The sequence below is a fragment of the Marinobacter nauticus ATCC 49840 genome, assembly GCF_000284615.1.
GTDB lineage: Bacteria > Pseudomonadota > Gammaproteobacteria > Pseudomonadales > Oleiphilaceae > Marinobacter > Marinobacter nauticus.
On sequence record NC_017067.1, the window covers coordinates 3,335,198 to 3,361,187 of the forward strand.

At 58.1% G+C, this 25,990-nt stretch carries 23 protein-coding genes; 7 read left to right on the forward strand and 16 right to left on the reverse strand.

Features of this window, described 5'->3' with window-relative positions; translation table 11 throughout:
- Positions 1-89: 89 nt before the first annotated feature.
- The 6 genes from MARHY_RS15500 to pqqA are packed head-to-tail and all read right to left on the reverse strand — an operon-like array spanning position 90 to position 5,106.
- Positions 90-1,913, reverse strand: coding sequence for an alpha/beta hydrolase family protein (locus MARHY_RS15500; RefSeq protein ID WP_014422646.1), 1,824 nt, complete (start codon positions 1,911-1,913; stop codon positions 90-92).
- A complete protein-coding gene (gene pqqE / locus MARHY_RS15505) occupies positions 1,894-3,027 on the reverse strand; it encodes a pyrroloquinoline quinone biosynthesis protein PqqE (RefSeq protein WP_014422647.1) in 1,134 nt (377 codons plus the stop codon). The genes MARHY_RS15500 and pqqE overlap by 20 nt, the downstream gene beginning before the upstream one ends.
- Positions 3,024-3,287, reverse strand: a complete 264-nt coding sequence (gene pqqD / locus MARHY_RS15510; protein ID WP_023009649.1) for a pyrroloquinoline quinone biosynthesis peptide chaperone PqqD — start codon at positions 3,285-3,287, stop codon at positions 3,024-3,026. The genes pqqE and pqqD overlap by 4 nt, the downstream gene beginning before the upstream one ends.
- Positions 3,288-3,297: 10 nt before the next feature.
- Positions 3,298-4,053 carry a pyrroloquinoline-quinone synthase PqqC gene (gene pqqC, locus MARHY_RS15515; RefSeq protein WP_014422649.1) on the reverse strand — a complete coding sequence of 252 codons (756 nt, stop codon included), beginning with the start codon at positions 4,051-4,053 and terminating at the stop codon, positions 3,298-3,300.
- A gap of 8 nt (positions 4,054-4,061) precedes the next feature.
- Positions 4,062-4,979, reverse strand: a complete 918-nt coding sequence (pqqB, locus tag MARHY_RS15520) for a pyrroloquinoline quinone biosynthesis protein PqqB (RefSeq protein ID WP_014422650.1) — start codon at positions 4,977-4,979, stop codon at positions 4,062-4,064.
- Positions 4,980-5,034: 55 nt separating this feature from the next.
- The gene (pqqA, locus tag MARHY_RS18645) at positions 5,035-5,106 is read right to left on the reverse strand and encodes a pyrroloquinoline quinone precursor peptide PqqA (protein ID WP_007153157.1); all 72 of its coding nucleotides are present in this window, start codon (positions 5,104-5,106) and stop codon (positions 5,035-5,037) included.
- Between the two features lie 226 nt (positions 5,107-5,332).
- On the opposite strand from pqqA, the gene MARHY_RS15525 reads away from it, so the two are divergent.
- Positions 5,333-7,441, forward strand: a complete 2,109-nt coding sequence (locus MARHY_RS15525) for a NosR/NirI family protein (protein WP_014422651.1) — start codon at positions 5,333-5,335, stop codon at positions 7,439-7,441.
- A gap of 12 nt (positions 7,442-7,453) precedes the next feature.
- On the opposite strand, the gene MARHY_RS15530 is transcribed toward MARHY_RS15525, so the two are convergent.
- The 5 genes from MARHY_RS15530 to MARHY_RS15550 all read right to left on the reverse strand — a co-directional run bounded on the left by MARHY_RS15530 (position 7,454) and on the right by MARHY_RS15550 (position 13,325).
- Positions 7,454-8,032, reverse strand: coding sequence for a peroxidase-related enzyme (locus MARHY_RS15530; RefSeq protein WP_014422652.1), 579 nt, complete (start codon positions 8,030-8,032; stop codon positions 7,454-7,456).
- A 40-nt stretch (positions 8,033-8,072) separates the two neighbouring features.
- Positions 8,073-9,056 carry an acrylyl-CoA reductase (NADPH) gene (acuI, locus tag MARHY_RS15535; protein ID WP_014422653.1) on the reverse strand — a complete coding sequence of 328 codons (984 nt, stop codon included), beginning with the start codon at positions 9,054-9,056 and terminating at the stop codon, positions 8,073-8,075.
- A 47-nt stretch (positions 9,057-9,103) separates the two neighbouring features.
- Positions 9,104-9,745, reverse strand: a complete 642-nt coding sequence (gene acuR, locus MARHY_RS15540) for an acrylate utilization transcriptional regulator AcuR (RefSeq protein ID WP_014422654.1) — start codon at positions 9,743-9,745, stop codon at positions 9,104-9,106.
- A 229-nt stretch (positions 9,746-9,974) separates the two neighbouring features.
- Positions 9,975-11,495 (reverse strand): acetaldehyde dehydrogenase ExaC, encoded by a 1,521-nt coding sequence (exaC, locus tag MARHY_RS15545; protein ID WP_014422655.1) that lies wholly within the window; start codon positions 11,493-11,495, stop codon positions 9,975-9,977.
- Positions 11,496-11,699: 204 nt separating this feature from the next.
- The gene (locus tag MARHY_RS15550) at positions 11,700-13,325 is read right to left on the reverse strand and encodes an AMP-binding protein (protein WP_014422656.1); all 1,626 of its coding nucleotides are present in this window, start codon (positions 13,323-13,325) and stop codon (positions 11,700-11,702) included.
- 171 nt (positions 13,326-13,496) lie between these two features.
- Here MARHY_RS15550 and MARHY_RS15555 point away from each other — a divergent pair, with 171 nt between their 5' ends.
- On the forward strand, positions 13,497-14,600 hold the full coding sequence (locus MARHY_RS15555; protein WP_014422657.1) for an AraC family transcriptional regulator: 1,104 nt from the start codon (positions 13,497-13,499) through the stop codon (positions 14,598-14,600).
- A 61-nt stretch (positions 14,601-14,661) separates the two neighbouring features.
- Here MARHY_RS15555 and MARHY_RS15560 read toward each other — a convergent pair whose 3' ends face one another.
- The 3 genes from MARHY_RS15560 to pedF form a co-directional block, all read right to left on the reverse strand.
- Positions 14,662-16,437, reverse strand: a complete 1,776-nt coding sequence (locus tag MARHY_RS15560; RefSeq protein ID WP_014422658.1) for a PQQ-dependent methanol/ethanol family dehydrogenase — start codon at positions 16,435-16,437, stop codon at positions 14,662-14,664.
- Between the two features lie 189 nt (positions 16,438-16,626).
- Positions 16,627-17,583 (reverse strand): substrate-binding periplasmic protein, encoded by a 957-nt coding sequence (locus MARHY_RS15565; RefSeq protein ID WP_014422659.1) that lies wholly within the window; start codon positions 17,581-17,583, stop codon positions 16,627-16,629.
- Between the two features lie 75 nt (positions 17,584-17,658).
- The gene (pedF, locus tag MARHY_RS15570; protein ID WP_014422660.1) at positions 17,659-18,087 is read right to left on the reverse strand and encodes a cytochrome c-550 PedF; all 429 of its coding nucleotides are present in this window, start codon (positions 18,085-18,087) and stop codon (positions 17,659-17,661) included.
- Positions 18,088-18,453: 366 nt separating this feature from the next.
- Here pedF and MARHY_RS15575 point away from each other — a divergent pair, with 366 nt between their 5' ends.
- Positions 18,454-20,310: a PQQ-dependent methanol/ethanol family dehydrogenase gene (locus MARHY_RS15575; RefSeq protein WP_014422661.1), complete on the forward strand. Its 1,857-nt coding sequence runs from the start codon at positions 18,454-18,456 to the stop codon at positions 20,308-20,310.
- Between the two features lie 66 nt (positions 20,311-20,376).
- Positions 20,377-21,030 (forward strand): pentapeptide repeat-containing protein, encoded by a 654-nt coding sequence (locus tag MARHY_RS15580; protein WP_014422662.1) that lies wholly within the window; start codon positions 20,377-20,379, stop codon positions 21,028-21,030.
- Positions 21,031-21,042: 12 nt separating this feature from the next.
- Here the strand turns inward: MARHY_RS15580 and MARHY_RS15585 are convergent, their stop codons facing one another.
- Positions 21,043-21,699: a response regulator gene (locus MARHY_RS15585; RefSeq protein ID WP_014422663.1), complete on the reverse strand. Its 657-nt coding sequence runs from the start codon at positions 21,697-21,699 to the stop codon at positions 21,043-21,045.
- Complete coding sequence (locus tag MARHY_RS15590) at positions 21,696-22,919, reverse strand: sensor histidine kinase (protein ID WP_014422664.1); 1,224 nt, start codon at positions 22,917-22,919, stop codon at positions 21,696-21,698. The genes MARHY_RS15585 and MARHY_RS15590 overlap by 4 nt, the downstream gene beginning before the upstream one ends.
- Positions 22,920-23,082: 163 nt before the next feature.
- On the opposite strand from MARHY_RS15590, the gene MARHY_RS15595 reads away from it, so the two are divergent.
- The 3 genes from MARHY_RS15595 to MARHY_RS15605 are packed head-to-tail and all read left to right on the forward strand — an operon-like array spanning position 23,083 to position 25,990.
- A complete protein-coding gene (locus tag MARHY_RS15595; RefSeq protein ID WP_014422665.1) occupies positions 23,083-24,255 on the forward strand; it encodes a lanthanide ABC transporter ABC transporter substrate-binding protein PedA1 in 1,173 nt (390 codons plus the stop codon).
- Between the two features lie 41 nt (positions 24,256-24,296).
- Entirely contained in the window at positions 24,297-25,271 is a 975-nt protein-coding gene (locus MARHY_RS15600) for a YVTN family beta-propeller repeat protein (protein WP_014422666.1), read from the forward strand.
- On the forward strand, positions 25,268-25,990 hold the full coding sequence (locus tag MARHY_RS15605) for a lanthanide ABC transporter ATP-binding protein PedB/LutE (RefSeq protein ID WP_014422667.1): 723 nt from the start codon (positions 25,268-25,270) through the stop codon (positions 25,988-25,990). Before MARHY_RS15600 ends, MARHY_RS15605 begins: the two co-directional genes overlap by 4 nt.

A 25,990-nucleotide genomic window follows, 5' to 3' on the forward strand; every position in this document is an offset into this window, starting at 1 on the left:
GCCTGACGCGTACGGTTGTTGTTATAGGAGTAACTGACATATTAACGCAACTTGGCGAGCGCTTCATCGACCTTTTGGCTAAGGCCGGCTCACTCTGCCAGTCTGCGATAGAAGCGCCATAGTGTATCCAGCATCGTGACCTGATTCTCCGGAGAGCGGAAACCGTGCCCCTCTTCATCAAACCAGACCAATTCGGCGCACTGGCCTGCCGCTCTGAGAGCCGCCACCATTTCCCGGGTTTGCTCCGGCACCACCACCCGGTCCTTTCCGCCCTGAAAAAACAGCGCCGGACAGGCAATCCGGCCTGCCTGGAGGGCCGGTGTCCGGGAACGCCAGTTAACACCTCGAGAACCCGGTGGGCCCAACAACCAGTCAAGATAGCCCGACTCAAACCGATGGGTGGCTGCCTTCAGCTTCAACGGTTCGGTCACGCCAAACACACTGCCGAGACCACGAAATAACTGTCCCGGCTGCATGGCTGCCATCAGCGCGGTATAGCCACCGGAACTGCGCCCCTGGATAAACACCCGCTCAGGGTCTATCCCGCGGCTGGCGCCAAGCGCATGTTTCACCCTTACAACATCGGCAACATCGGCTCGTCCCCAGTTGCCAGCCAGCGCCTGACGATATGCCCGACCAAAACCGGTGCTGCCGGTGTAATTCACGTCCGCTACCGCAAACCCGTGCTGACACCAGAACTGTATCTGGGCATTGAAGGTAGCGTAGGCAGCCGAGGTCGGTCCGCCATGGGCCAGGATGATGAGCGGTGAGGCCTTGGCTGGCTTTGCCGGCCGGTACAGAAAGCTTTGCAGCTCGAACGAACACTGGTCATCTGGAGGCAGGCACAGAGTCTCCGGCCAGACCCAGTCGCGTTCTGTGATCGGTGAAGAGGCCGCACTCAATACCTCCTCCCTTCCGGTGTCCGGATCAATCCTGAGAATGTGATCCGTGCTATCCGGTCGGCGGGCCAGACAAACGAGGCTATTATTCCACGCACACAGCCACCGGAAATCCGAGTAAGACGATGCCACCCGGCGACGCCTGCCGTCTCGATCAATCCAGAGTTCGGCCCACCCCCTGACATAACGGACCTGTCCCCACCCCCCGCCAGACAGGGGACAACTATGCCGCTCCCCGAGCTGCCAGGGCGCGTTGGCGTGATCGGCCATGACCTCAGTTCCTGCGGTCCAACGCAGCGAGTGGTGATTTCGATCCACCCTAAACGGCTGCCACCAGCCAAGGTGATCCGACTGAACCCAGAGCTGGCTATCATCGAACTGGGGCTGCTGGACAGACCCGCCTCCCGGCGGTTCCGCAACGAGCGCATCCCGCACATCGCCGTTGGCGCCAAGCCGCGCCAGACACAACATGGACCTATCCCAAGGCATGTCCGGGAGCTGCCAACTGACCCAGGCCAAGGCCTTGCCGTCCGGACTGAGCGCCGCCGCGCTGTAGAAGTCAAAACGGTCGTCGAGCACCGTAATCTGTCCAGACGAGCCAATCGCCACCAGGGCCTGTTGATCGCGGTATTCTCGTACGGCCAACCAGCGCTGCCGGTGGGGGTCTGCCACCAGCCCTCCCCACCGTGCCCCGGAGGGAGCGACCAGGCTGAGCCGAACGCCCGTTCCAAGATCCAGCTGCCAGAGACTCTGATCCTCTGCCACCCAGCATATGAATCGCCCCATCACCGCAAAGGCACCGCCACCGTATCCGTTCAGGCGACTGCCGACACCGTTACCGGTCTCGATTCTTCGTGTCCGCTCGCCGTCAAAGCGCCACAGGTTTACACGCCCGGAGCCGGGCTCAGAAGCCAGCCAGTACACTAGCCCGCCGTCGGCTTTCAGTTCCGAAAACTGCTGAGTTTCAAGACATGCCGTGCGGGCCGACAGGATTTCATCCCAGGCAAATGACACGGGAATTCCGGGCGTTTCGGTAGATCAGATCCTCCAGACCAGCCGTCGCGTGATCGGCTGCCGTTCGGGCGGCCAGGATCCGGTCGTGATGTGGTGACTTTCCGCAAACCGGATCGGCATTGTCGGCGTTCCCGGTCAACAGGTAAGCCTGACAGCGGCACCCCCCGAAATCCTTGCCTTTTTCGTCACAGGAACGGCAGGGTTCAGGCATCCAGAGGTCACCACGGTAATGATTGAACCCGGGACTGCGATACCAGATATCCTCCAGCGACTGCTCGGTCACATTGGGAAACTCAATCGGCAGAAGCCGGGCGCTGTGACAAGGCAGCGCCGTTCCGTCAGGGGCAACGGTCAGGAACAGGCTGCCCCAGCCATTCATACAGGCTTTTGGACGTTCTTCGTAGTAGTCCGGTGTTACGAAGATCACCTTCATCGGATGATCCCGCGCAAGCAGATCAGTGCGGTAGCGATTCACGGTGGCCTCAGCCGTTACCAATTGATCTCTCGAGGGCATCAGCCCTTCCCGGTTGGCAAACGCCCACCCGTAGTATTGGCAAGTGGCCAGCTCAACATAATCGGCCCCCAGCTTCTCACACAACGCAAGAATGTCAGGCATCTGATGAATGTTGTGACGATGGATCACAAAGTTGAGCACCATCGGATAGCCCGCCGCCTTGACCGCCCTCGCCATGGCCAGCTTCTGATCAAAGGCCTTTCTGGAGCCGGCCAGCGCATTGTTGAGCTCAGGATCCGATGCCTGAAAGCTGACCTGAATATGATCCAGCCCTGCCTCGGCAAAATCCTGAACCTTCGCCTCCGTCAGTCCCAGGCCCGATGTGATCAGATTGGTGTAGTAACCCATGCCCCGGGCACCGGCGATCAATTCCGGCAGGTCTTGCCGCACCAGGGGCTCGCCACCGGAAAAGCCCAGCTGGGCGGCCCCCATTGCCCGGCCTTGCTTCAGCACTTCCAGCCACTGGCGCGTCGAAAGCTCATGCGCCTGATCGGCATAATCCAGCGGATTGGAACAATACGGGCATTGGAGCGGGCAGCGGTAGGTCAACTCAGCAAGCAGCCAGAGCGGGTGACCAACAGTCTCGTGTTCACCACTCATAGCCATTCAATCCAGTGTTGGCGGGTTGCCTCGGCGAGAAAGTCCTCGACGTCGGCTGACAGGGGACCAGCCTCCGGAAACGCCCGCTCCAGAAGTTCGACAATCTCGGTACTGGTGCGAGAACCGTTCACTTCCGCCAGTATGGCACCGGCGCTGCCATTAAGCTTGACCATGCCCTCCGGATACAACAGAACGTGACTTTGCTGTGCCGGCTCCCACTGAAACCGGAAACCTCGACGCAAGCGGGGGACCTGAGCCATGGTTACCTCCTTACAGACCACGATGCCACACCGGCTGATCTGTCACTGTATGATAGGGCGGTGTCTCATGAACATACGCCATGGTCATGGCATCCAGCATGGTCCAGAGAATATCGAGTTTGAATTGCAGGATCTCGAACGCACGCTGCTGGTCCGCGGCCGAGACAAAATGATCCAGCGTAATACTCAGACCATGCTCCACATCCCGGCGCGCCTCAGAAAGGCGTTTGCGGAAATACCGATAACCCTCCGCCTCAATCCAGGGATAATGATCTGGCCAGCTGTCCAGACGAGACTGATGAATCTCCGGCGCGAACAGCTCGGTCAGCGAGGAACAGGCAGCCTCCTGCCATGTGGCCCGACGGGCAAAGTTGAGGTAGGCATCGACCGCAAAACGGACACCCGGTAACACGTGCCGCTGATCAATCACCTCCTCTCGCGTCAGGCCCACAGCTTCGGCCAGAAGCAACCAGGCCTCAATGCCTCCGGCATCGTCATCATGACCGTCGTGATCCAGAATACGCTGCAACCACAGACGACGAACGCTGGCATCCGGGCAATTCGCCATGATGGCCGCATCCTTCTGGGGGATGTTGATCTGATAGTAATAGCGATTTGCCACCCACCCCCGGATCTGGGCAGGTGTGCATCCACCGCTGTACATGGCCCGATGGAATGGATGATGGATATGGTAGTAGCCGCCCTTGGCACGCAGCGCGGCCTCGAAATCGTCCCGAGTCAGGGCAGGCGTAACTTGTGCGTTCATGGCAGACCTCACAGGTGTATGTGCATGCCATCCCACGCCACCTCGATACCATGCGCCGCAAGCTCAGCGCGCTCTGGCGAGGCCTCATCAAGGATGGGATTGGTATTGTTGATGTGAATGAGGATCTTGCGCGCGCCCGACAATGTGTCCAGCAGCTCAATCATGCCACCCGGCCCGGCCTGCGCGAGATGCCCCATCTGTTGACCGGTTTTGGTGCCGACTTCCTGGCGGATCATTTCATCATCATGCCAAACGGTACCATCCACCAACAGCACGTCAGCTCGGGCCATCCAGGCTTTGATCCGGTCATCCGGCTGCCCCAGGCCGGGCGCGTATAGAACGCTCTGACCACTGACGGAGTCTTCAATGAATAGGCCAATATTGTCGCCAGGGTGAGGCTGGTCTCGCCTTGGAGAATAAGGCGGAGCGTTACTCAGGAGCGGAATAGCCGTTAGCGCCAGAGTTGGCGCGCACGGTATCGTGAACGCCGTATCTTCGTTCGGCTCAATGGCTTGCCAATTCAGGCCGCCATTCCAGTGCCGGAGCATCTCGAACAGCGGGAAGCCGGTGGACAGATCGCTGTGCACCTGCGAAGTACACCAAACGTCCAGCGGCAGCCCTTCCCGCAGTGACAGCAATCCGGTGGTGTGATCAACCTGACTGTCCATCAGGACGATGGCCGAGATTCCGGTGTCGCGTAGCGAACGCCCCGGCTGCATGGCTGGAAAGTCCGCAAGCTGGGCCCGGATATCCGGTGAGGCATTGAAAAGAATCCAACGCTCTCCATCGTCGCTGATGGCAATGGATGACTGGGTCCGGGCACGGGCATTCAGGGTACCGGCCCGAAAACCGGCACAATTCCGGCAGTTACAGTTCCACTGGGGAAAACCGCCCCCGGCCCCTGAACCCAGAATTCGAATCTGCATGGCAACCTCCCGAGCAGAACGCAAATAGCCAGCCCGGGGGCTGGCTATTCGTGGCTCAGCGGTTAGCGAAGTACATAGTCACTTCAAAACCGATGCGAAGGTCTTCATAAGCTGGCTTGGTCCACATGATGCTCACCTCTTGTCATGATTGTTAGTGCTTGGCATTTATGGGCACCGCAGGCAAGCGCCCACGATCACTTTCATGCTAATCACAGTGCCTGCCACGCCATATGGTACTTTGGGACCGTTTTTGCCCGCCTGAAAGTAGCAGACCTTTGGCCCGGAGGTTGAATTGAGCCCCACCGGCCGCGCCCTACCATGAGAGAAACAATAACAATCACAGGAGACTTCTCATGGTGGGGCGCCTGATACTCTTGCTCTCACTGGTGTTCACAGCCTCTGCCTACGCGGCTGAGCCGCCACCGGAGCCCAGGGCCGTCATTCAGTCTCTGTTTCCATCAGCAACCGTCATTGAGGACAAGTTGCCGGACTTTCCCGTCTACCCCGTGTACCAGCTCCAGGAACTGCTGGGCTACGCCTATGTCTCAACCGATTTTGTTACCTTGCAGGGATTCGCGGGCAAGCCGATCACCATGATGATCGGCCTGGACACCAAAGGCCGATTCACGGGCGTCGAGGTGCTTCACCATCACGAGCCTGTATTTCTGCATGGCCTGGGCGAAGCACCTCTGAACGAATTTGTGGCGCAGTATGAAGGGCGGTCCCTGAAAGACCAGATCATCGTTCAGGCGTCCAGTCGTTCCAGTCGCGACACAGGTGGCCAACAGGTCTACTTTGATGGTGTGAGCAAGGCCACGGTTTCTGTGCTGATCATCAATGACACGATACTCTCCTCCGCCTTACAAGTTGCCAGAAGCAAGCTGGAAGGGTTCGCCCAGGCGGCCCCCACAAGGGCCCGACAAGATTATTATGAGCCTCTGACCTGGCAACAACTGCTGAACCGCGGCTACGTCCAGAAGCGGACACTCTCAGCGCAGGAGGTGGAGGCGAAGCTGGGCCGCCCGCTGACGGACTACCCAACCGACCTGTCGCCTCCATCCGGCGAGGCATTTACAGAGATCTATTTTGCCTATGTGAATTCACCCATGGTGGGGCGAAACCTGCTTGGCGACGAAGGCTACAAAGCGTTTCAAGAACGCCTGAATGATCGAGGCAAAGTCATTATGGTGATGTCACAAGGCGTATATTCTCATGTCAGCGAAGCCTTTGTGCCCGGCAGTACGCCCAGCCGAATCGGTCTCAATCAGAATGAGCTGGCCATCGAGATGAGGGATCTGAACTGGCTCGAACCGAATCAACAGATTATGGCTCCGGGCGCACCCGATATGGCCGCCATGAACCTGTTCCGGGTCGGCGGCAATGCGGGCTTCAACCCGGGTTCCGAGGCATCGTTCCATCTGGACATCACTGCGCCACGAAATCACCTGATCACCGACCACGCACGCTTCACGCTGCCCGTGACTTTTTCCCCGGACCTGTTTGAACCGGTCGAGGTGGCACCAGGCTTTAATGAAGGCCAGCAACCGGTTTGGATTGGGCTCTGGAAAGAACGATGGTGGCAGATCAGCCTGCTGATTGCTGGCCTGACCATACTGACGGTGTTCTTTGCGCACCAAAAAACCCTGACACGCTATCCCCGGCTGGTGCACGGCTTCCGCTGGGGCTTTCTGCTCTTCACGCTCTTCTTTATTGGCTTTTATGCCCAGGGGCAGCTCTCGGTCGTGAACATCTATACCTTGTTGCTGGCTCTCTGGGATGGCTTCTCCCTGAACGTATTTCTGCTGGACCCGGTGATATTCATTCTATGGACCTACACCTTTGTCACCCTGTTTATCTGGGGGCGCGGGCTTTTTTGCGGCTGGCTCTGCCCGTTTGGCGCACTTCAGGAACTGGTCGCGTGGATAGGTCAGCGGCTCGGATTGCGGCAGATAAAAATACCTGAGCGCTGGCACCGCCGGCTCATCCTGTTGAAATACCCGATACTGGCCGGGCTTGTGACCACCGCGTTCTTTTCACTGACCCTGGCCGAGCAACTGGCTGAAGTGGAGCCGTTCAAAACCAGCATTACTCTGTATTTCGTCAGGCACTGGCCATTTGTAATGTACGCCCTCGCCTTACTGGCGATCGGCCTGTTCGTTCACAAGTTCTACTGCCGTTATCTGTGCCCGCTGGGAGCAGGACTGGCGGTGCTGGGGCGACTGCGAGTGTTCAGTTGGCTGGAGAGGGTCAAACGCTGTGGCCAGCCTTGCCAGCATTGCAAAAACGAATGCGGTATCAACGCCATCCGCAAGGATGGCCGGGTGGACTACGACGAGTGCATCCAGTGCCTGGAGTGCGTTGTGATTCTGCGGGACCAGAATCAGTGCGTAGACGCCATTGTTCAGGCCAAACAGCGGCAGAAACAGGCGCGGATTCTGGCCACAGATGCAGCAGGGGCGTAAACGCCCCTGCACTCAGCGCCCCAGCGAATAGAATTCCGGGTTGGCCCGCATGCTGGTGACATTGGCCATGCGGTTGGACAGACCGAAGAAGGCCGTGATGCCTGTAATATCCCAGGCGTCCTCATCGGTAAACCCGTGCGCGCGCAATGTGGCAAAGTCGTCCTCATTCACGGCATAGGCCGACTGCGACACTTTCACGGCAAAATCCAGCATCGCCTTTTGGCGCTCGGAAATATCCGCTTTGCGATAATTCACCGCCACCTGATCGGCAATCAGTGGGTTTTTCTCCCGGATCCGCAAGATTGCGCCATGAGCTACCACGCAGTACTGGCACTGATTCAGGTTGCTGGTCGCCACCACAATCATCTCGCGTTCAGCCTTGGTCAGGTTGCTCTCCTTCTCCATCAGAGCATCGTGGTAATCGAAGAACGCTCTGAACTCGTCGGGGCGATGTGCCAGCGCCAGGAAGACGTTAGGAATGAACCCCGACTTCTCTTGTACTTTCAGAATCCGGTCGCGGATGTCGCTGGGCAACGAGCCCAGCTCTGGCACCGGAAACCGGCTGATCGGTTGTTCTTTTGGGTCCGACATTCTGCATCCTCTGTTGTTTTCAGTCTGTTCAAAACGCCGGTTAACCGGCGACCGGAATCACCACGCGACCCCGCAACTTGCCTTCGAGCAACTGCCCGGCGGCACCGATAGCGTCGTCAAAGGACACCTCGGTAATCATGCTGTCCAGAAGCTCCGGGGACAGGTCCTCGGCCAGACGCTTCCAGGCGTACAGACGATCAGCTTTCGGAGCCATAACACTATCAACACCGCAAAGGGTCACGCCTCGAAGAATGAACGGAGCGACTGTAGCCGGGAAGTCCATCCCTGCCGCCAGACCGCAGGCAGCAACAACACCTCGATACTTCATGGCCGCACAGACATTCGCCAACACTTGTCCGCCGGCCACATCAATAGCCCCCGCCCAGGTTTCACGGGCCAACGGCTTGCCGGGCTCCGTCAACTCAGCCCGATCCAGAATCTGCTTCGCCCCCAAGGACTTAAGATACCCTTCCTCTTCGGGCCGGCCGGTTACCGCAGTCACCGAGTATCCGAGTTTAGCCAGGATCGCTACCGCCACACTCCCAACACCTCCGGTTGCTCCGGTTACCAGGATGTCACCCGAATCCGGCTTGACGCCCTGCTTCTCCAGGGCGATCACGCATAACATGGCGGTGTAGCCCGCGGTGCCAATGGCCATGGCCTGGCGCGGAGTAAACGGGACTTGTAACGGAATCAACCAGTCTCCGGAGAGGCGTGCCTTCTCAGCCAGCCCGCCCCAGTGTTTTTCGCCCACACCCCAACCGTTCAGCACGACCTGGTCGCCGGGCTTGAAATCCGGATTGTCGGATTCCGTCACAACCCCGGCGAGGTCAATACCAGGCACCATGGGATAGGTTTTGGCAATCGGCGCCTTGCCGGTAATCGCCAGCGCATCCTTATAATTCAGGGTGCTGTAAGCCACTTCAACCGTGACGTCGCCTTCCGGCAACTGGGTCTCTTCAACAGACCTCAGGGCCACCTGCTGATCACCCCGACTGCCTTCAATCAGAATTGCTTTGAACATGTTGCCTCCCGCTCTCCGTTTAATCAGTGAACTTGCGTATCGAGCTCTCAGGCACTTTGTACAAGCGCCATGAATCCATGGAAAAACCGGTCCAGCGGCTGAGCTGACTGCTCCAGTTTGGCCCTGAGCACAGCGCCCTCCCAGCCAATCCAGAAAAACTGCGCTAACGACTCGCAACACGCGCTTTGAGGGATATCCCCCGCTTGCCGGGCCTGCTGAAGAACTCGGGCAACCCGGGCTTCCCAATCCCGAAAAGTATCGCTCAAAAGCTCGCGGAAACTTTCCGGGAGGGCCGCCATTTCCTGCCCCAGATTGCCGATCAGACAGCCTCGCCGGTAGTCGTATTTCTTCATGCCCGCTTTAGCGTCCTGAACAAACGCCTCCAGCCTCGACAGCGGTGGTCGGGAATCGTCAGCGAAGGATCGCTCCAGTTTACGGGCGAAGAAGTCACCGTAGGCTTCGATCAGCGCCCGGCCGAACGCTTCTTTGTTGTCGAAGTAGTGATAAAACGACCCCTTGGGTACGCCGGCCAGCCTCAGGATTTCGTCGATACCGGTATAGGAATAGCCCTTCTCGGTCAGCACTGCCAGCCCGAATTCAATCAACGCCTGCCGGGTATCCTGATAGCTGACGTTCTGGCTCTTGGGTGGCCTGCCGCGCCTGCGTTGGGGTGTCTTGGATTCTGCCATTACGCTTACTTTAGACCGCTCGTCTACAAAAACCTGAGAACACTTTAGACCAGTCGTCTACAAAAAACAAATGCCATAAAAAAAGGCCCTGGGAAGGGCCTAAGGAGAGTGGTAAAACATCCCGGGCTCCAGCAGGAGCCACCCGGCAGACGCCGGGCTCAACAAAAGCACCGTCCTTGTGCGGTCACACGAAAAAGGGGCCGATGCAGACAGCCCCGACGCATCCGGATCAGAAGAATCCCAGCGGGTTGGTGTCGTAGCTCACCAGCAGGTTTTTGGTTTGCTGGTAATGATCAAGCGCCATCTTGTGGGTCTCACGACCAACACCCGAGCGCTTGTAACCGCCAAATGCCGCGTGGGCGGGGTAGGCGTGGTAGCAGTTCATCCACACCCGGCCAGCCTGAATGGCACGCCCCATGCGGTAAGCCCGATTGGTGTCACGGGTCCAGACGCCCGCTCCCAGACCAAATTCGGTGTCGTTCGCGATAGCCAGTGCTTCTTCTTCGGTCTTGAAGGTGGTCACCCCAACAACCGGTCCAAAGATCTCCTCCTGGAACACTCGCATCTTGTTGTCACCCTTGAACAGGGTCGGCTGGATGTAAAAACCGTTATTGAATTCATCGTCGAGATGTTCACGGTCACCGCCGGTCAGGACAACCGCCCCTTCCTGCTTGCCGATTTCCATATACGACATAATCTTGTCGAACTGTTCTTTCGAGGCCTGGGCACCTACCTGCACTTCGGTGTCCAACGGATTACCGCGCTTGATCGCCTTGGTGCGCTCGACGACCTTTTGCATGAATTCCTCAAACATGTCTTCCTGAACCAGAGCCCGGGAGGGGCAGGTGCACACTTCGCCCTGGTTGAAGAACGCCAACACCAGACCTTCAACACACTTGTCGATGAACTCAGGCTCAGCCTTCATGACATCGGAGAAGTAGATGTTCGGCGATTTGCCACCCAACTCGACGGTGGAAGGAATGATGTTTTCAGCCGCACACTTCAGAATGTGGGAGCCAACCGGGGTAGAGCCGGTAAACGCGATCTTGGCGATACGTTTGCTGGTGGCGAGCGCCTGACCGGCCTCAATACCGTAACCGTTAACGATGTTGAGTACACCCGGCGGCAACAGGTCGCCGATGATTTCCATCAGAACCAGAATACTGGCAGGAGTCTGCTCGGCAGGTTTGAGCACCGTGCAGTTACCCGCTGCCAGACAGGGGCCCAGCTTCCAGGCCGCCATCAGAAGCGGGAAGTTCCAGGGAATGATCTGACCAACCACACCGAGGGGCTCATGGAAATGGTACGCCACAGTGTTGTGGTCAATTTCGCCCATATGGCCTTCCTGAGCACGAATACAGCCCGCGAAGTAGCGGAAATGATCAGCCGCCAACGGAATGTCTGCGTTCAGGGTCTCGCGCACCGCTTTACCGTTATCCCAGGTTTCAGCAACGGCCAGCTTTTCGAGGTTGGCTTCAATCCGGTCCGCGATTTTGAGCAGAATATTGGAACGTTCGGTTGGGGAGGTTTTGCCCCAGGCTGGAGCTGCTTTATGGGCGGCATCCAGGGCAAGCTCAATGTCCTCTGCCGTCGAGCGAGGGATCTCACAGAACGCCTCGCCGGTAACGGGAGTGATGTTCTCGAAATACTGGCCTTTAACCGGTGCTACCCATTCACCGCCAATGTAGTTCTCGTAGCGGGATTTGAAAGAAACAACGGAACCGTCCTTTCCTGGTTGTGCGTAGATCATGACATTGACCTCATTGTTGTGTTTGTCGCTTGCCAACGCGGCCTTCGCGTTTACCTATTCAATGTAGTCGTGAAACCAGGATTGGTGAATGATCCCAAGGGGGCGAAAAACTCATCCCTTGGTAGTAGATTGCAGGACGTGCACGCAGGTGCTCAGACGCGGCCCTTTGGCAGGGCCCGCGTCTGCGTCAAGCAGCGGTGAGGGTTAGAGATTCCGGAGATCTTTACGCAGGATTTTGCCCACATTGGATTTGGGCAATTCCTCCAGAATTGTCACTTCCTTTGGAACTTTGTAACTGGCAAGGCTTTGGCGGCAATGACTGATCAGCGCCTCCTCATCAACATCGGCACCGGCAACGGGCGCCACAAACAGCCGGATCCGCTCCCCGGTTTTCTCGTCCGGTATACCGATACAGGCCGCTTCCGCGACTTCGGGCAACTCCGCTGCCACCGCTTCAATTTCGTTCGGGTACACATTGAATCCGGAAACCAGAATCATGTCTTTCTTGCGATCAACAATCTCGAACTGGCCGTCCGGATGCATCACTGCCACATCACCGGTCTTGAAGTAGCCATCTCGGGTGAAGGCTGCTTCAGTCTCCTGGATCCGGTTCCAATACCCTTTCATCACCTGGGGACCGCTGGCACACAATTCGCCCGGGGTCCCTATCGGCACCTCCTGTTCATTATCATCAACGACTTTGACATCGGTCGAAGGTACCGGATATCCCACAGTCCCACTGAAACGGTTCTGCCCCATCAGGTTCAACGTCAGAATGGGAGCCGTCTCAGACAAACCAAAGCCTTCAACGATGTGAGCGCCGGTATGAGCTTTCCACGCTTCAGAGGTACTCGGGAAGATCTTCGAGCCGCCGCCAAACGCCACCTTGTAGCGAGACAGGTCCACCTGTTTGAACAAAGGATGCTTGGTCATGCCGGCATACAGGGTGTTGACACCACCAATAACACTGAATCCGGCATCCTTGATCGCAGCCAGGTAGGCGTCCATGTCCCGGGGATTAGGTATCAGTATCGCCTTTGAACCGATGGCCGCGTAGGCAACAAAGATCATCAGACCGAAAATGTGGTACATGGGCAGCGCCAGCACCACCACTTCCGCCCCCGGTTCATTGGCCGCGGGTATAAAGCTGCGGAACTGCAGGGTATTGGCAATCAGATTACGGTGACTGAGCGTCGCGCCCTTGGAGGGGCCGGTGGTGCCCCCGGTATACTGAAGAAACAGCACATCGTCCCCCGCCAGGGGTACGGCTTGCGGTCGCTTGCCAGCGTGTTCCGCCAGCAGATCCGCCAATGGGGTGTAATCCCCAAGATCCTCGGGAATGTCCGAGCCCGGGATCGAGAGAGTGGTGCCATCCCCGGGATTAACGGTGATCACCCGCGTGATCGACGTCTGGTGTCGGATGGCAGCCAGTGACGGTGCCGACCCGGAATAGACAAGAATGGTCTCAGCGCCCGAATCGTTAAGCTGGTGCTCAAGTTCCCTCGGAGTATAGAGCGGATTGACGTTTACCTGCACGGCACCGGTTTTCAGCACTGCCAGCAGGGCAATCGGATAGGCAAAGATGTTTGGCAGCATTACAGCAATCCGATCCCCCTTCGCCACGCCATACCGGCTTTGCAGCGCGTGGGCCAAGGCATCAGACTCATCGTCCAGCTCCCGAAAGGTCAGGGATGCGCCAAAACACTCAATGGCTACGTGATCGGGGAACTTGGCTATCGCATCCCTGAACAGGCCGAGAACCGAATCATAGGCATCCACGTCAACGGTATGGGGAACATCGCTGGGGTAAGAATCAAGCCAGGGTTTCATGTTTATTCCTGTTGGGTTTTATAAGTTGTTATGCCATGGGTCCGGGAAGACCCTTCCAAATCCTCGCGCACCGACTTGATACAAACCTGATAATACGCGCCAAAAATTTGATAATTTGCGCCACATCAGGAAGACTCCCTCTCATCGCCCACGGAACAACAAGATGCCGCCATGCCCCTGACTGACCTTTCCCGCGCCTCGTCATTGGCCCGGCTCGACGAGTTTTGTCGTAAACATACCCTCGACTACCGGGACATGCTCGCCAGCGCCGGTCTGCCCGAGGACACTCTGCAGCAACCAGACAGCCTGATCGCCTACACGCGCTTTACACAGCTCCTTGAAAACTGTGCCAGGGCCTCCGGACATCCCCTGTTTGGTCTTGAATACGGCATTTTTCAGGGCACCGCCGTCTTTGGCAGGCTTCTATACCTGTTCAAGAACGCCAATACCGTAGGGGACTCGCTCAGCGAGCTAACCCGGTACTACCACTTGCATTCCAGTGCTGCCGAAGTGACCACCTCGGTTCAGGAAGGAATGGCCTTCCTCTGTTACGAACCGGCGCTGCAGGAGAGCACACCGAGCCGACAGATCGTGGAACTGGCCATCGGCGTCGGGTTATCGCTGATGAGGATGCTCATGGGGCCTGCCTGGAAGCCGGCCGGGGTGCATTTCAGACACGGAGCAGGAAGCTCCACCAAAACCTATGCCCGCCTGCTCGGCGTGACACCGCAATTTAACAGTATCAGCAACGGCTGGGTGTTCGATGCGTCTTTGCTCAGCCTGCCCCTGAGTGACTCTGACCCGGGGTTGCATGCGCTTATGCGGGAACATCTGGAGAAAATGGACGCGCTCTCGGTGCGGGAACTGCCAGACTATGTCCAGCGCCTGATTCGAACCTGCCTGCCCGCCGGCAACGCAAGCATCGAGCTTGTCGCAGACTACCTGATGCTAAGCCCCCGGTCCCTGCAACGGTACCTGGCCCAGGAAAAGACCTCGTTCCAGACATTGCTTAACGCCACACGCAAGAACCTGGCAGAACGATATCTGCAGGAATCGACCGTGAGTCTTACCCAACTGGCAGGCATTCTCGGTTACTCAGACCTGGCCTCATTCTCCCGGGCATTTCAACGCTGGTATGGAACCAGCCCACGCCAGTGGCGCAAAGAGCACGGCTTGGGATTACACCCCAGGCGCCTTGCGCCGCACAGAAAAGCGCCGGTCTGGTTAAGCCCTTCAGGCCTCCCGGCAAAGAGTGGTGAATCGGCCATAGAATAGGCCTGTCTCCGGCAGGGGAATAAAAAAGGTCGCCCGGGGGCGACCTTTTTTATCGTTCAGATCACTTACTGGCGATCCGGTCTTTGGGTAACTTGAACGTCCACACCATGCCCCCCTGGTTGAAGTTTTTCACCACCTTGGCAACTTCTCCTCCCCAGAGCGGAACCGCACCACCCCAGCCAGAGGCCACGGACACATACTGCTCACCGTCCATGGTCCAGGTGATCGGAGTACCAACCACACCGGAGCCTGTGTTGAAGCGGTAGAGCTCTTCGCCAGTCTTGGCATCAAACGCCTTCAGATGCCCTTCCGGCGTGCCGGTGAAGACCAGACCACCCGCCGTCGTCATCACACCGCCCCACAGGGGGGCCGTATTCTCATAGCGCCAGACCTCTTCACCGGTCTTTGGATCCATAGCCCGCAGAACGCCGATGTAGTCATCGTTGGCCGGCTTGATAGTAAATCCAGCGCCCAGGAACGCCGCACCCTTCTTGTAGGAAACCGGCTCGTTCCAGATATCCATGGCCCATTCATTAGACGGTACATAAAACAGTTCCGTCTGTTGGCTGTAGGCCATCGGCATCCAGTTCTTGCCACCAAGGAACGCGGGCTGGGCCAGCACCGTCTCCCCTTTGCTACCGTCCATATCGGCAGGATTACCCGGACGACCGCCCTCGGTGTAGATTGGACGACCGGTGTCGGGGTCCAGCCCCTCGGCCCAGGTAATCTTGTCTACAAACGGGAAGCCACGGATGAAATCGCCGTTCTCACGGTTCAGAACATAGAAGAAACCGTTTCGGTCTGCCGTTGCGGCGGCCTTGACGATTTTGCCGTTTTCCTCGTAGTCAAAGGAGATCAGCTCGTTCACCCCGTCGTAATCCCAACCATCGTTCGGCGTGGTCTGGAAATGCCATTTGATGCTGCCATCATCCGGATCGATCGCCAGACGGGAAGACGAGAACAGGTTGTCACCCGGGCGCAGGTGAGAGTTCCACGGGGCGGGGTTACCTGTGCCGAAGAACAGGGAATCAGTATCGGGGTCATAGGTCCCGCCCAGCCAGGTGGCGGCACCACCGTTCTTCCACATTTCACCGGGCCAGGTCACTCCAGCCTTGCCGCCAGAAATACCATTCTCAATTTTTTTGCCATCCTTGTAGACATAGCCCATGTGGCCTTCTACGGTCGGGCGGGTCCAGACCAGATCACCCGTGTTGGCGTCATAGGCTTCAACCTTGCCGACAATACCGAACTCACCGCCGGATACCCCGGTAATGACCTTTCCTTTGACGATCATCGGAGCTGCCGTGATGGCATAACCAGCCTGATAGTCCGCCACTTTCTTGATCCAGACGGGCTTGCCGGTCTCTTTATTGAGTGCCACCAGTTTGGCGTCCAGAGTTCCAAAGATCACTTTGTCACCATAGATGGCAGCGCCGCGGTTTACCACGTCACAACAGGGCATGATGCCATCCGGCAGGCGCGCATCGTACTGCCAGAGTTCCTCGCCGGTCCGGGCATCAATGGCGTACATTCTTGAATAGGAGGCGGTAACGTACATCACCCCATCTTTTACCAGCGGCTGGGATTCCTGCCCCCGCATTTTTTCACTGCCAAACGAAAAAGCCCATGCCGGCTGCAGGTATTGAACGTTGCTGGTGTTCAGGTCCGCCACCGGGCTGTAGCGCTGGCCCTGCGTACCCATGCCATAGCTCACTACATCCTCGGGGCTCTTGTGATCGTTGATAATCTCGTCGTCGGTTACCGCATGGGCGCCATACGAAACAGCCATCGCCAGGGCGCTGGCCGCAATGCGAATCCCGAACTTGTTGGTTCTCATGGTTGCGCTCTCCAAGTCTCTTGTTTTCGGTTCTCTTGTCGTCGTTTCAGCGAACCGGGAACTTTTCCCGCCTCTGGTACGATTCTTCGCGCTGACACCAAAACCAACAATTGCCCCGGGGAACAGGTTTTCTCATCACTTGGTAGTAATACCCCAAAAAGAAAGCTCGCCGATGGCGAGCCTTTCTCACTAATGACGGCCCTCGGCGCGGGCCAAAGATGCCTCATCAAGAAAATCCCGATAGTATCCGGGCACACTGTATCGGAGCTGCCGGCCAGACATCAGCTCGTTCATCTCACCGGATCGCACTAACCTGTCTACAATGGCTTCGAGCGCATAGCCAAGCTGCCGATGGGTGTGTTTGATCGCCATACCAACATCCCAGACCTGCTTGCCAATACCGGGAAAACCGTTACTCGCAGCTTTGAATTGCGCGTTTTCGGGCTTGGAAAGCTCATGGTCGATCTCCGCTCGCATCCCCATCACCGCACTCACCTCGCCAGAGCGCATCGCACCGAACGCCTCCGCAACGTTTCCGTAATGCCGAACCTTCTCTCGCATACGGCCAGCAAACGCCGAGGTCAGGTAAAAATCAGGAAGGGTATCGATCTCCACGCCGATGGGGTGATACTGAAACACAGCGACAGTCTCAACGCTGTCGAGCCTGGCCGGATCAAAGGCAATCTGCCAGGTTTCCTGCTGGTAAGGACCAAACAGTACAACCTGTTCGTTGATGTACTCGCCGGTGGAATCCTGCATGTACGCGTAGGTCTTGTCATAAGGCACCCGAAGCATCACGTCGGCGAGCCGGCGCTTTGCCAGGTAATGGCCCTTCCACACATTGTTGCGCAGATCGTCACCCAGATTCTCATCCGGCACAATCCAGTGCACTTTGAACTCCACGCCCATTTCACGGGCGATCCGACGCCCGAGTTCAACATCGATCCCTTTCGGTTCACCATCCACCTGATAGGAATACGGCGGGAAATTCTGATACACCCCAACCTTCAGGTAGCCGGATTCAAGGATGACGTCGTAGTTGCGCTCCGCGGGACGGTTGAGCAGCTTGTCACCATCATCGATTTCCTGAGCCAGGATGGCCTGGGTGAAGCACAGTAAAGCAAGAATGGGCGCCAGTATTTTCATTGTATTCTCCCAACGACGACGGGCCGGCACTGGGCCGACCCGGTTTTAACCTTGAGCGAATCGAAGCAACTTCCGTTACTCCGGCTTGGGCAGAGACTCCACATAACTCCGAATGGCCCACATTGCGTTCTGATCCAGGGTTTTCTTCCATGACGGCATGCCCCGGTCGGTGCCATTGCGCACGCGGTTGATAAAATACTCGTCATCCCATTCCGTCAGTTCCCGCAGATCAGGCGTAAGGCCTCCGGACATCGCTCGAATTCCATGGCAACCCGCGCAATTACCGGCGTAAGCGCTCTCGCCGATCTTGACCGCCTGGGCGTTCATATCGCCGTACTCGTTACCTTCCCGGAACGGGTTTTCCATCCGGATTTCATCGCCGAGTGTCGGCAGGTTGCCCGTATCCACTTCCTGTGGTGTGACGTTGCCGTGCGCAAAGACGAGGCCCGCCAGGCCAAGCAGGGACGCAGTCACCAGTGCTTTGAGTGAAAAGGACATTGCCATTGTTGCTACCTCTGTTATTGGATTCCCAGTGGTTGGCTATTGGATTTATCAGTCGCCAACGTGCTGACTTCCAGTCTAGGAATCCACCGGGGCATTCCGAATGCCACTTTGGGGGTTTTGGCGTAGTTCCTTGGTAGTAGACGCAGAGAGCGAAGGCCAAAGCATGAGGGCTCGAATTCCTCCGGTGAAACTCGATGCATTTCAGTTAAAAAGCGCCTGTTCGGGAACATTTCCCGGTTTTCCCTGACGTTTTCCCGGTACTGAAAGGCGGTTTTCCGTCGCCAGATTCCCCGGTCACAGCCAATACTCGAGACGTCGATGCCATGGGCAAGACGATGGCGACAACAAAAACCAAGGGGAAAGAATATGAGCATCAGAACACGCAAGCACCCGCTGTTGCGGGGTATCAGTCTGGCACTGGCGCTGGGGACCACGGCCGGTCTGGCCGGCCAACTCCAGGCCAAAGAGGTTACCTGGGATGACATTGCCAATGACGCCCGCAGCCCCGAAAACGTGCTGGGATATGGTATCGGCCCCAAAGCCCAGCGTTACAGCCCGATGACAACCATCAACCGCGATAACGTGGAGCGCCTGGTTCCCGCCTGGTCCTTCTCCTTTGGTGATGAAAAGCAGCGCGGTCAGGAATCCCAGGCCTTGGTCCATGACGGCGTGATCTACGTCACCGGCTCATACTCCCGTTTGTTCGCGCTGGATGCCAGGACCGGGGAGCGGTTGTGGGAATATAGTCACCGCCTGCCCGAGGGTATTCGTCCCTGTTGCGACGTGGTCAACCGGGGCGCCGCGATCTTTGGTGACAAGGTGTTCTTCGGTACCCTCGATGCCGGCATCGTCGCGTTGAATAAAGACACCGGAAAAGTGGTCTGGCGCGAGAAGTTCGCCGATCACGAGGCGGGCTACACCATGACCGGAGCCCCGGTGCTGGTGAAAGACCAGAAAACCGGAAAAGTCCTGCTGATTCATGGTTCTTCCGGTGACGAATTCGGCGTCGTCGGCAAACTGTTTGCCCGCGACCCGGATACCGGCGAAGAAATCTGGATGCGCCCGTTCGTTGAGGGCCACTTCGGTCGGCTCAACGGCGAAAAAAGTACGCCAACGGGAGACCCTCGGGCACCCAGCTGGCCTGATGATCCGAATACTGAAACCGGAAAAGTTGAGGCCTGGAGCCATGGCGGCGGCGCACCCTGGCAAAGCGCCAGCTTCGATGCAGAAACCAACACCATTATCATCGGCGCCGGCAACCCGGCCCCCTGGAATACCTGGAAACGTACTTCGCCCGGAGGTGACCCCGCTGACTACGACAACCTCTATACCTCCGGCCAGGTTGGCGTCGATCCAACCACGGGAGAGGTCAAATGGTTCTATCAGCACACGCCAAACGACGCCTGGGATTTCTCCGGCAACAACGAACTCGTGCTGTTCGAATATGATGAAGACGGAGACACGGTAAAAGCTACGGCCCACGCCGACCGCAATGGATTTTTCTACGTGGTCAACCGTGAAAACGGTGAATTGAAGAATGCGTTTCCTTTTGTCGACAATATCACCTGGGCCACGCACATCGACCTGGAATCCGGCCGCCCGGTCGAGGTAGAAGGCCAGCGCCCGCCGGCGGTTGCTGAAGGAGAAACCCGAGGCAAGTCTATTGAAGTCTCGCCCCCTTTCCTGGGCGGTAAAAACTGGAACCCGATGGCCTACAGCCAGGACACCGGCCTGTTCTATGTTCCAGCCAACCATTGGAAAGAGGATTACTGGACAGAGGAAGTTACCTACAAAAAAGGTGCGGCTTACCTGGGTCAGGGCTTCCGGATCAAGCGGATGTACGACGACCACGTAGGCGTACTTCGAGCCATGAATCCGATCACCGGTGACATTGAGTGGGAGCACAAGGAAAGAATGCCATTGTGGGCGGGCGTTCTGACCACCAAGGGTGGCCTCGTCTTTACCGGAACCGGTGACGGATATCTCAAGGCCTTCGATGCCGAGACCGGCGAAGAACTCTGGAAGTTCCAGACCGGCTCGGGAATCATCTCGTCGCCGATCACCTGGGAAATGGACGGAGAGCAGTACATCGGTGTGGCCTCCGGCTATGGCGGGGCCGTTCCATTGTGGGGTGGCGACATGGCGGAGCTGACCAAGCCCATTTCCCAGGGCGGATCCTTCTGGGTCTTCAAGATGCCCTCCTGGGCACAGGCCTCCCGCTAATTTTCCTCCGGTTCGGGCCTGGCACCTTGCCAGGCCCCTTTTTACGATTGATTCAGGAGTGAATCCATGAGAGCCACCGCAACAGCCGCTCTTCTTTTCGCGTTCACCCCCGTTTTCGGCGGTGACTATATGGCCGATATTGAGCCGGTTCCGGTCATCAACGGCTGCAAACTTGAACGTGAAACCAGTTGCCCCGGAGCGGACCTTCAGGGCGCGGATCTGTCCAATATGGATCTACGCTCTGCCAACTTTCGTGGTGCCAACCTGTCGGGCGCCAACCTGAGCCACACCAGTCTGCGAGGCGCCAACCTCGACGGGGCGAACCTCGACAACGTCACCGGATATCGTCTTCAGGTCTACCGGGCCAGCATGAGGGGGGCATCGCTAAAGGATGCCGAATTGCAGGGAATACAAGGCGAATACCTGTTCGCCCAGGGTGCAGACTTCAGCGGCGCCAATCTGACCGGCGCCAACTTCGACTTCTCCCGTTTTTCCGGGGCTACCCTGATAAACGCCACCATGCCATTCAGCAGTTTCGAGATTTCCTGGATGCCCAAAGCGAATCTTGAGGGGGCCAACCTCAGGGGCGCGAACCTTCAGGAAGCCAAGCTGGGGCTGGCCAATCTGGCAGGCGCGGACCTCACCGGAAGCCGCATCCACTATGCCACCTTCGAGGGCACCTACATGGAGGGCTGCAAGGCCTGCCCCTTTGACTGGTGAGCCGGGGCGGGCTCAGACCCGCCTGGCTTGCTCCAACTGGCCATAGCGAATCAGACCGGCATCCACGGCCAGGTGAATCAGCTCTACGGAGGAAGAAACCTGCAGCTTGTTTTTCAGTCCGGCCAGGTGGTTGGACACGGTCTTGCTGCTGACACACAAGCGTTCGGCGATTCCGCCCAGACTCTCTCCTCTGGCGTACATCAGCAACACTTCCATCTCCCGCTGGGTCATATCCCGCAGGCGGTGATCGACCGGCCGCTCCTGATTCATGGCCAGACGTGTGGCAATCGGGTGCTCAATATAGGGCTGGCCTGACGCTACCCGCTTTACGGCCTCCGCAAGCTCCTCGGGTGCGCAGCTCTTGGAGACAAAACCGAGCCCTCCCACATCCAGAGCCTGACGCACCATGGGCAGCTCATCGTGCATGGTGAAGAACAGAATCGCCGCTCCCCGCCAGCGCTGACGCAGTCGTCGCCCAACCTCCAGCCCGGAGATATCGGGCAACCCCATATCCAGCAGCACCACATCGGGCCGCAGCTCGCCATAGCGGGCCACCGCATCCTGACCGTTATCGACCTCGGTGATGGCTACCGCCGGCAACATGGATCGCAGCAGGTTGGCGATGCCCTGTCGGACTACCTGGTGGTCATCCACAATCATCAGTTTCATGCAACACCTCCGGTACCTGGAGTCAGCGGCACGGCCAGCCGGATTCGCGTTCCCTCGCCCAACCGGCTCAGAAACCTTACCTCGCCACCCAGGCAGCGGGCTCGCTCACACATCGAACGCACGCCCAGGCCGGCATTGCCTGGGAATTGATCATTGCCCACACCATCATCACGCACCTCTACGCTCAACTCGTTATCGTTGCGGGCAACCGCCAGCGTGGCGCAGGAAGCGTTGGCATGACGGGAAACATTGTTCAGGGCTTCCTGAAGGAACCGATACAGATGGGTTTGCTGCTCCCCGGTAAAATCGGGCAGGCGCTCGTCCATCGCCAGGCGGCATTCCAGGCCGCTGAGCTGTTGCCATTGCTCGGTCAGATGGCGAATGGCACTGCCCAGCCCCAGTTGCTCCATCACCAGCGGATGCAGCTCCTGCAACAAATGCCGAAAGTGCTTCTGGATGGTCTCGCAGTGTTCCGCCAGATCTCTGGCCTGCTGCTTCTGGCGATCGCTGAGATCCGGGTCGTAGAGCAGGCTGCGTGCCTGGGCCCGAATGCCCGTCAGGTACTGGCCAAGATCGTCGTGCAACACCCGGGCGATGTGCTCGCGTTCCCGATCCTGCAACTGCAGGAGTTCGTTAAGCAGGCGGCTCACCGTTTGCTGTTCTGACTCGAGCGCCACGGCCATGGAATTGAACCGGCAAACCAGCGCATCCAGTTCCTGTTCACCCTGACGCGGTAGGCGGGATGTCAGTTGACCTGTCGAAACCGCCCCCATGGCCTCAGACAGACTGGCCAGTGTGCGCATGCCGCGCCGAACGATGAAGAACAAGGCAAGAAAACACAGGCCCATACCAATAGCATAGGCGCCCGAAATCAGCAGGAAACCTTCCCAGATCTCCTCAACTTCGTCTTTGGGATTCACCTGCCAGCCGTTTACCACAGGCGGAGACGATTCCGCGGCGATCAGTGCAGAGAACCATGCTGGCACCTCTCCACCCCTGCTTCCGCCTGTGTCATCTACAGGCGTCAGGTGACGAAGAGTCCCTACAACGGATTCTGGAAGAGTAGTGGGGCTCACAAGGCTCCCGGCGAGCCCGGCAGCGCCTTCGAGCTCCCGTTGAACGTCATGGCGGGCTTGCTGGGTGTAGAACAGCGCTCCAAGCAAATAAACAAGAAGGAAAACCGCCAGCATCAACAGGGAAATCTTCCGATATACGGTCATTGTTTTTATCCGTTGCGAGAAAATACCATCTCTACCCCCATGCTAAAGCCAACAATTTCCACCGGAATAGTTCTTTAGTACCGCCACTTTCCTACTTTCTGAATATTTCCGGGCTTCTCCCCCTTTCATAAGCTGGAAGCACAACAACAAACCGGAGAATCCCATGTCTTTTCTCGCCCGGACCGTGGCTCCATTACTGATTGCCCTGGCTGCAGCAACCCCGCTGAAAGCGGAATCGTTGGACGTGCGGATTGGCTATCTGCAGTGGGTGCCGGATCAGGGACCGGTGCTGTCCAACGTGCTTCCCGACCCGGAAGACGCCGGCCTGCGGGGCGCCGAGCTAGCCATCAACGACAACAGCACTACAGGCAAATTCCTGGGCCAGACCTACTCCTTGCAGAGTGATGTGGCGGATTCGGAAGAGGCGGCCATTGCGGCCTTTGATGCCATGCGCGAGAACGGGCTGGATCTGTTTGTAGTAAACGCGCCAGCCTCGACCTTAAAGGCCCTCACTGAGAAGGCCGGCGACAACCCCCTGATTTTCAATGCCGGCGCCGAAGACGATGCCCTGCGCACCGGCCAGTGCCATGTAAACCTGATACACACCATACCCAGCTATTCCATGCTCACCGATGCGCTCGGCCAGTGGCTGAACCAGCGGCGGTGGGATGAGGTTTTTCTGATTACCGGCCCCACCGAGGCGGATAGGAACTGGGCCAATGCCTTCCGCCGTTCTGCCAGGCGCTTCGGGCTCGAGATTGTCGAGGACAAGCCCTGGACCTTTGACGCTGATCTCCGCCGCACGGCCTCCAAAGAGCTGCCCCTGTTCACTCAGGCCAGAGATTACGACGCGGTGGTGGTGGCCGATGTGCGGGGCGATTTTGGCGAGTACGTGCCATTCAATACCTGGCTGCCACGCCCGGTGGTGGGCACCCAGGGCATGTCGCCGGTCACCTGGCACCGGGTAGTGGAGAGCTGGGGCGCAGCGCAACTGCAGAACCGGTTCCACGAACTGGCCAATCGCGACATGAACAGCGAAGACTACGCCGCCTGGGCCGCCATTCGCGCCATTGGCACTGCCGTGACCGACCTGAACTCAGCCAATGCCACCGAGATCCGGAATTTTCTGTTCAGCGACAAGTTTCAGTTGGCGGCTTTCAAGGGCCGAAAAGTGACCTTTCGGGACTGGAATGGCCAGATGCGTCAACCCATTCCGATGGTTCACCCCAGAGGGCTGGTGGCCACCGCCCCGTTCGAAGGCTTTCTTCACCCGAATACCGAACTGGATACCCTCGGCTTCGACCAGCCCGAGAGCGAATGTCGGAACAACGGCTGAACCAAAGATTAGCCACTTATAAAACAATAAGGAGTACCAACATGAAATCCCTGTTAAAGCACACAGCCCTGGCGGCGATGATCGGCCTGTCGACACCGGCTCTGGCCAGCGTGGCCTATGTCTCCAACGAGAAAGACAATACTCTATCGGTGATTGATACCGAAACCCGGGAAGTGATCGAAACCATTGATGTTGGCCAGCGGCCCCGGGGCATCCTGCTCTCCAAGGACTACACCAAGCTGTACATCTGCGCCAGTGACGACGACACGGTGCAGGTACTGGACCTGGCCACCCGCAAGATTGTGGACACCCTGCCCTCGGGCGAAGATCCCGAGCAGTTTGCGCTGCACCCGAACAACAGGCACCTGTACATCGCCAACGAGGACGACGCCATCGTGACGGTGGTGGATGTGGACACCAAGGATGTTCTGGCACAGATCGATGTGGGTATCGAACCGGAAGGCATGGCGGTGAGCCCGGACGGCAAGTGGGCGGTGAACACCTCCGAAACCACCAGCATGCTGCACTGGATCAATACCGAGACTTTCGAGATCGAGAAGAACATCGTCGTGGGCCAGCGCCCGCGCCACGTGGAGTTCTCCAAAGACAGCAAGATTGCCTGGGCGTCTGCCGAAATCGGCGGCACCGTGCACATCATCGACGTGGATAACCTGGAGCAGATCCATGAGATGTCCTTCAAGGTGCCCGGCGTAAATCAGGATCGGGTCCAGCCGGTGGGCATTGAACTGACCTCCGATGGCAAATACGCTTTTGTGGCACTGGGGCCCTCCAACCACGTGGCCGTCGTAGACGCCCAGACCTATGAGGTTCTGGACTATCTGCTGGTCGGCGCCCGGGTGTGGCAGTTGGATCTCGACAAGGACGAAAAACATCTCTACACCACCAACGGCGTGTCCGGCGATGTCTCCGTGATCGATGTGGAAGACCTGAAGGTGATTAAATCCATCAAGGTAGGCCGCTACCCCTGGGGTGTGGTGATCGACCCAACGTCATGACCATTGAAGCGAGCAACCTCAGCTTTCGTTACGGCGACAGGCCGGTGCTCCGGGAGGTCAGCTTTGCGCTGACCTCTGGCCGTTTTCATGCCCTGCTCGGGCCAAACGGCGCGGGGAAATCCACCCTGTTTGGCTTGCTCACTCGTCTGCTGGCCTTGCAGCAGGGAGAACTCCGGTTGGCCGGGCAGTCCCTAAAACACCAGCCGGCCGAGGCCATGCGCCAGATCGGCGTGGTGTTCCAGCAGAACGCGCTGGATCTGGACCTGACCGTTCGTCAGAACCTGCAATACCACGCCGCTCTGCACGGACTGTCGCGCAAAGAAGCCAGAGCCAGGGGTGATCGGGAACTGGAACGCTTCAACCTGCTGGAGCGCGCCAACGATGCCGTCCGCCAGCTTAACGGTGGCCATCGCCGGCGGGTGGAAATCGCCCGGGCTCTCCTGCATGAGCCCTCGCTGCTGTTGCTCGACGAACCCACGGTGGGCCTGGACGTTGCAAGCCGCATGGCGCTCAACGAACACGTTCGGACCCTGAGTGAAGAAGACGGCCTGACCGTACTCTGGGCCACCCACCTGATTGAAGAAGTTCGCGCCGATGACCGGGTACTGATCCTGCACCAGGGCCAACTGCTGGCTGACGGCAATGGCCAGGCCATCTGCGACGCCGAAGGCACCCGCGATCTGGCCGAAACCTTCCACGCCCTGACCGGAGCCGGCTGA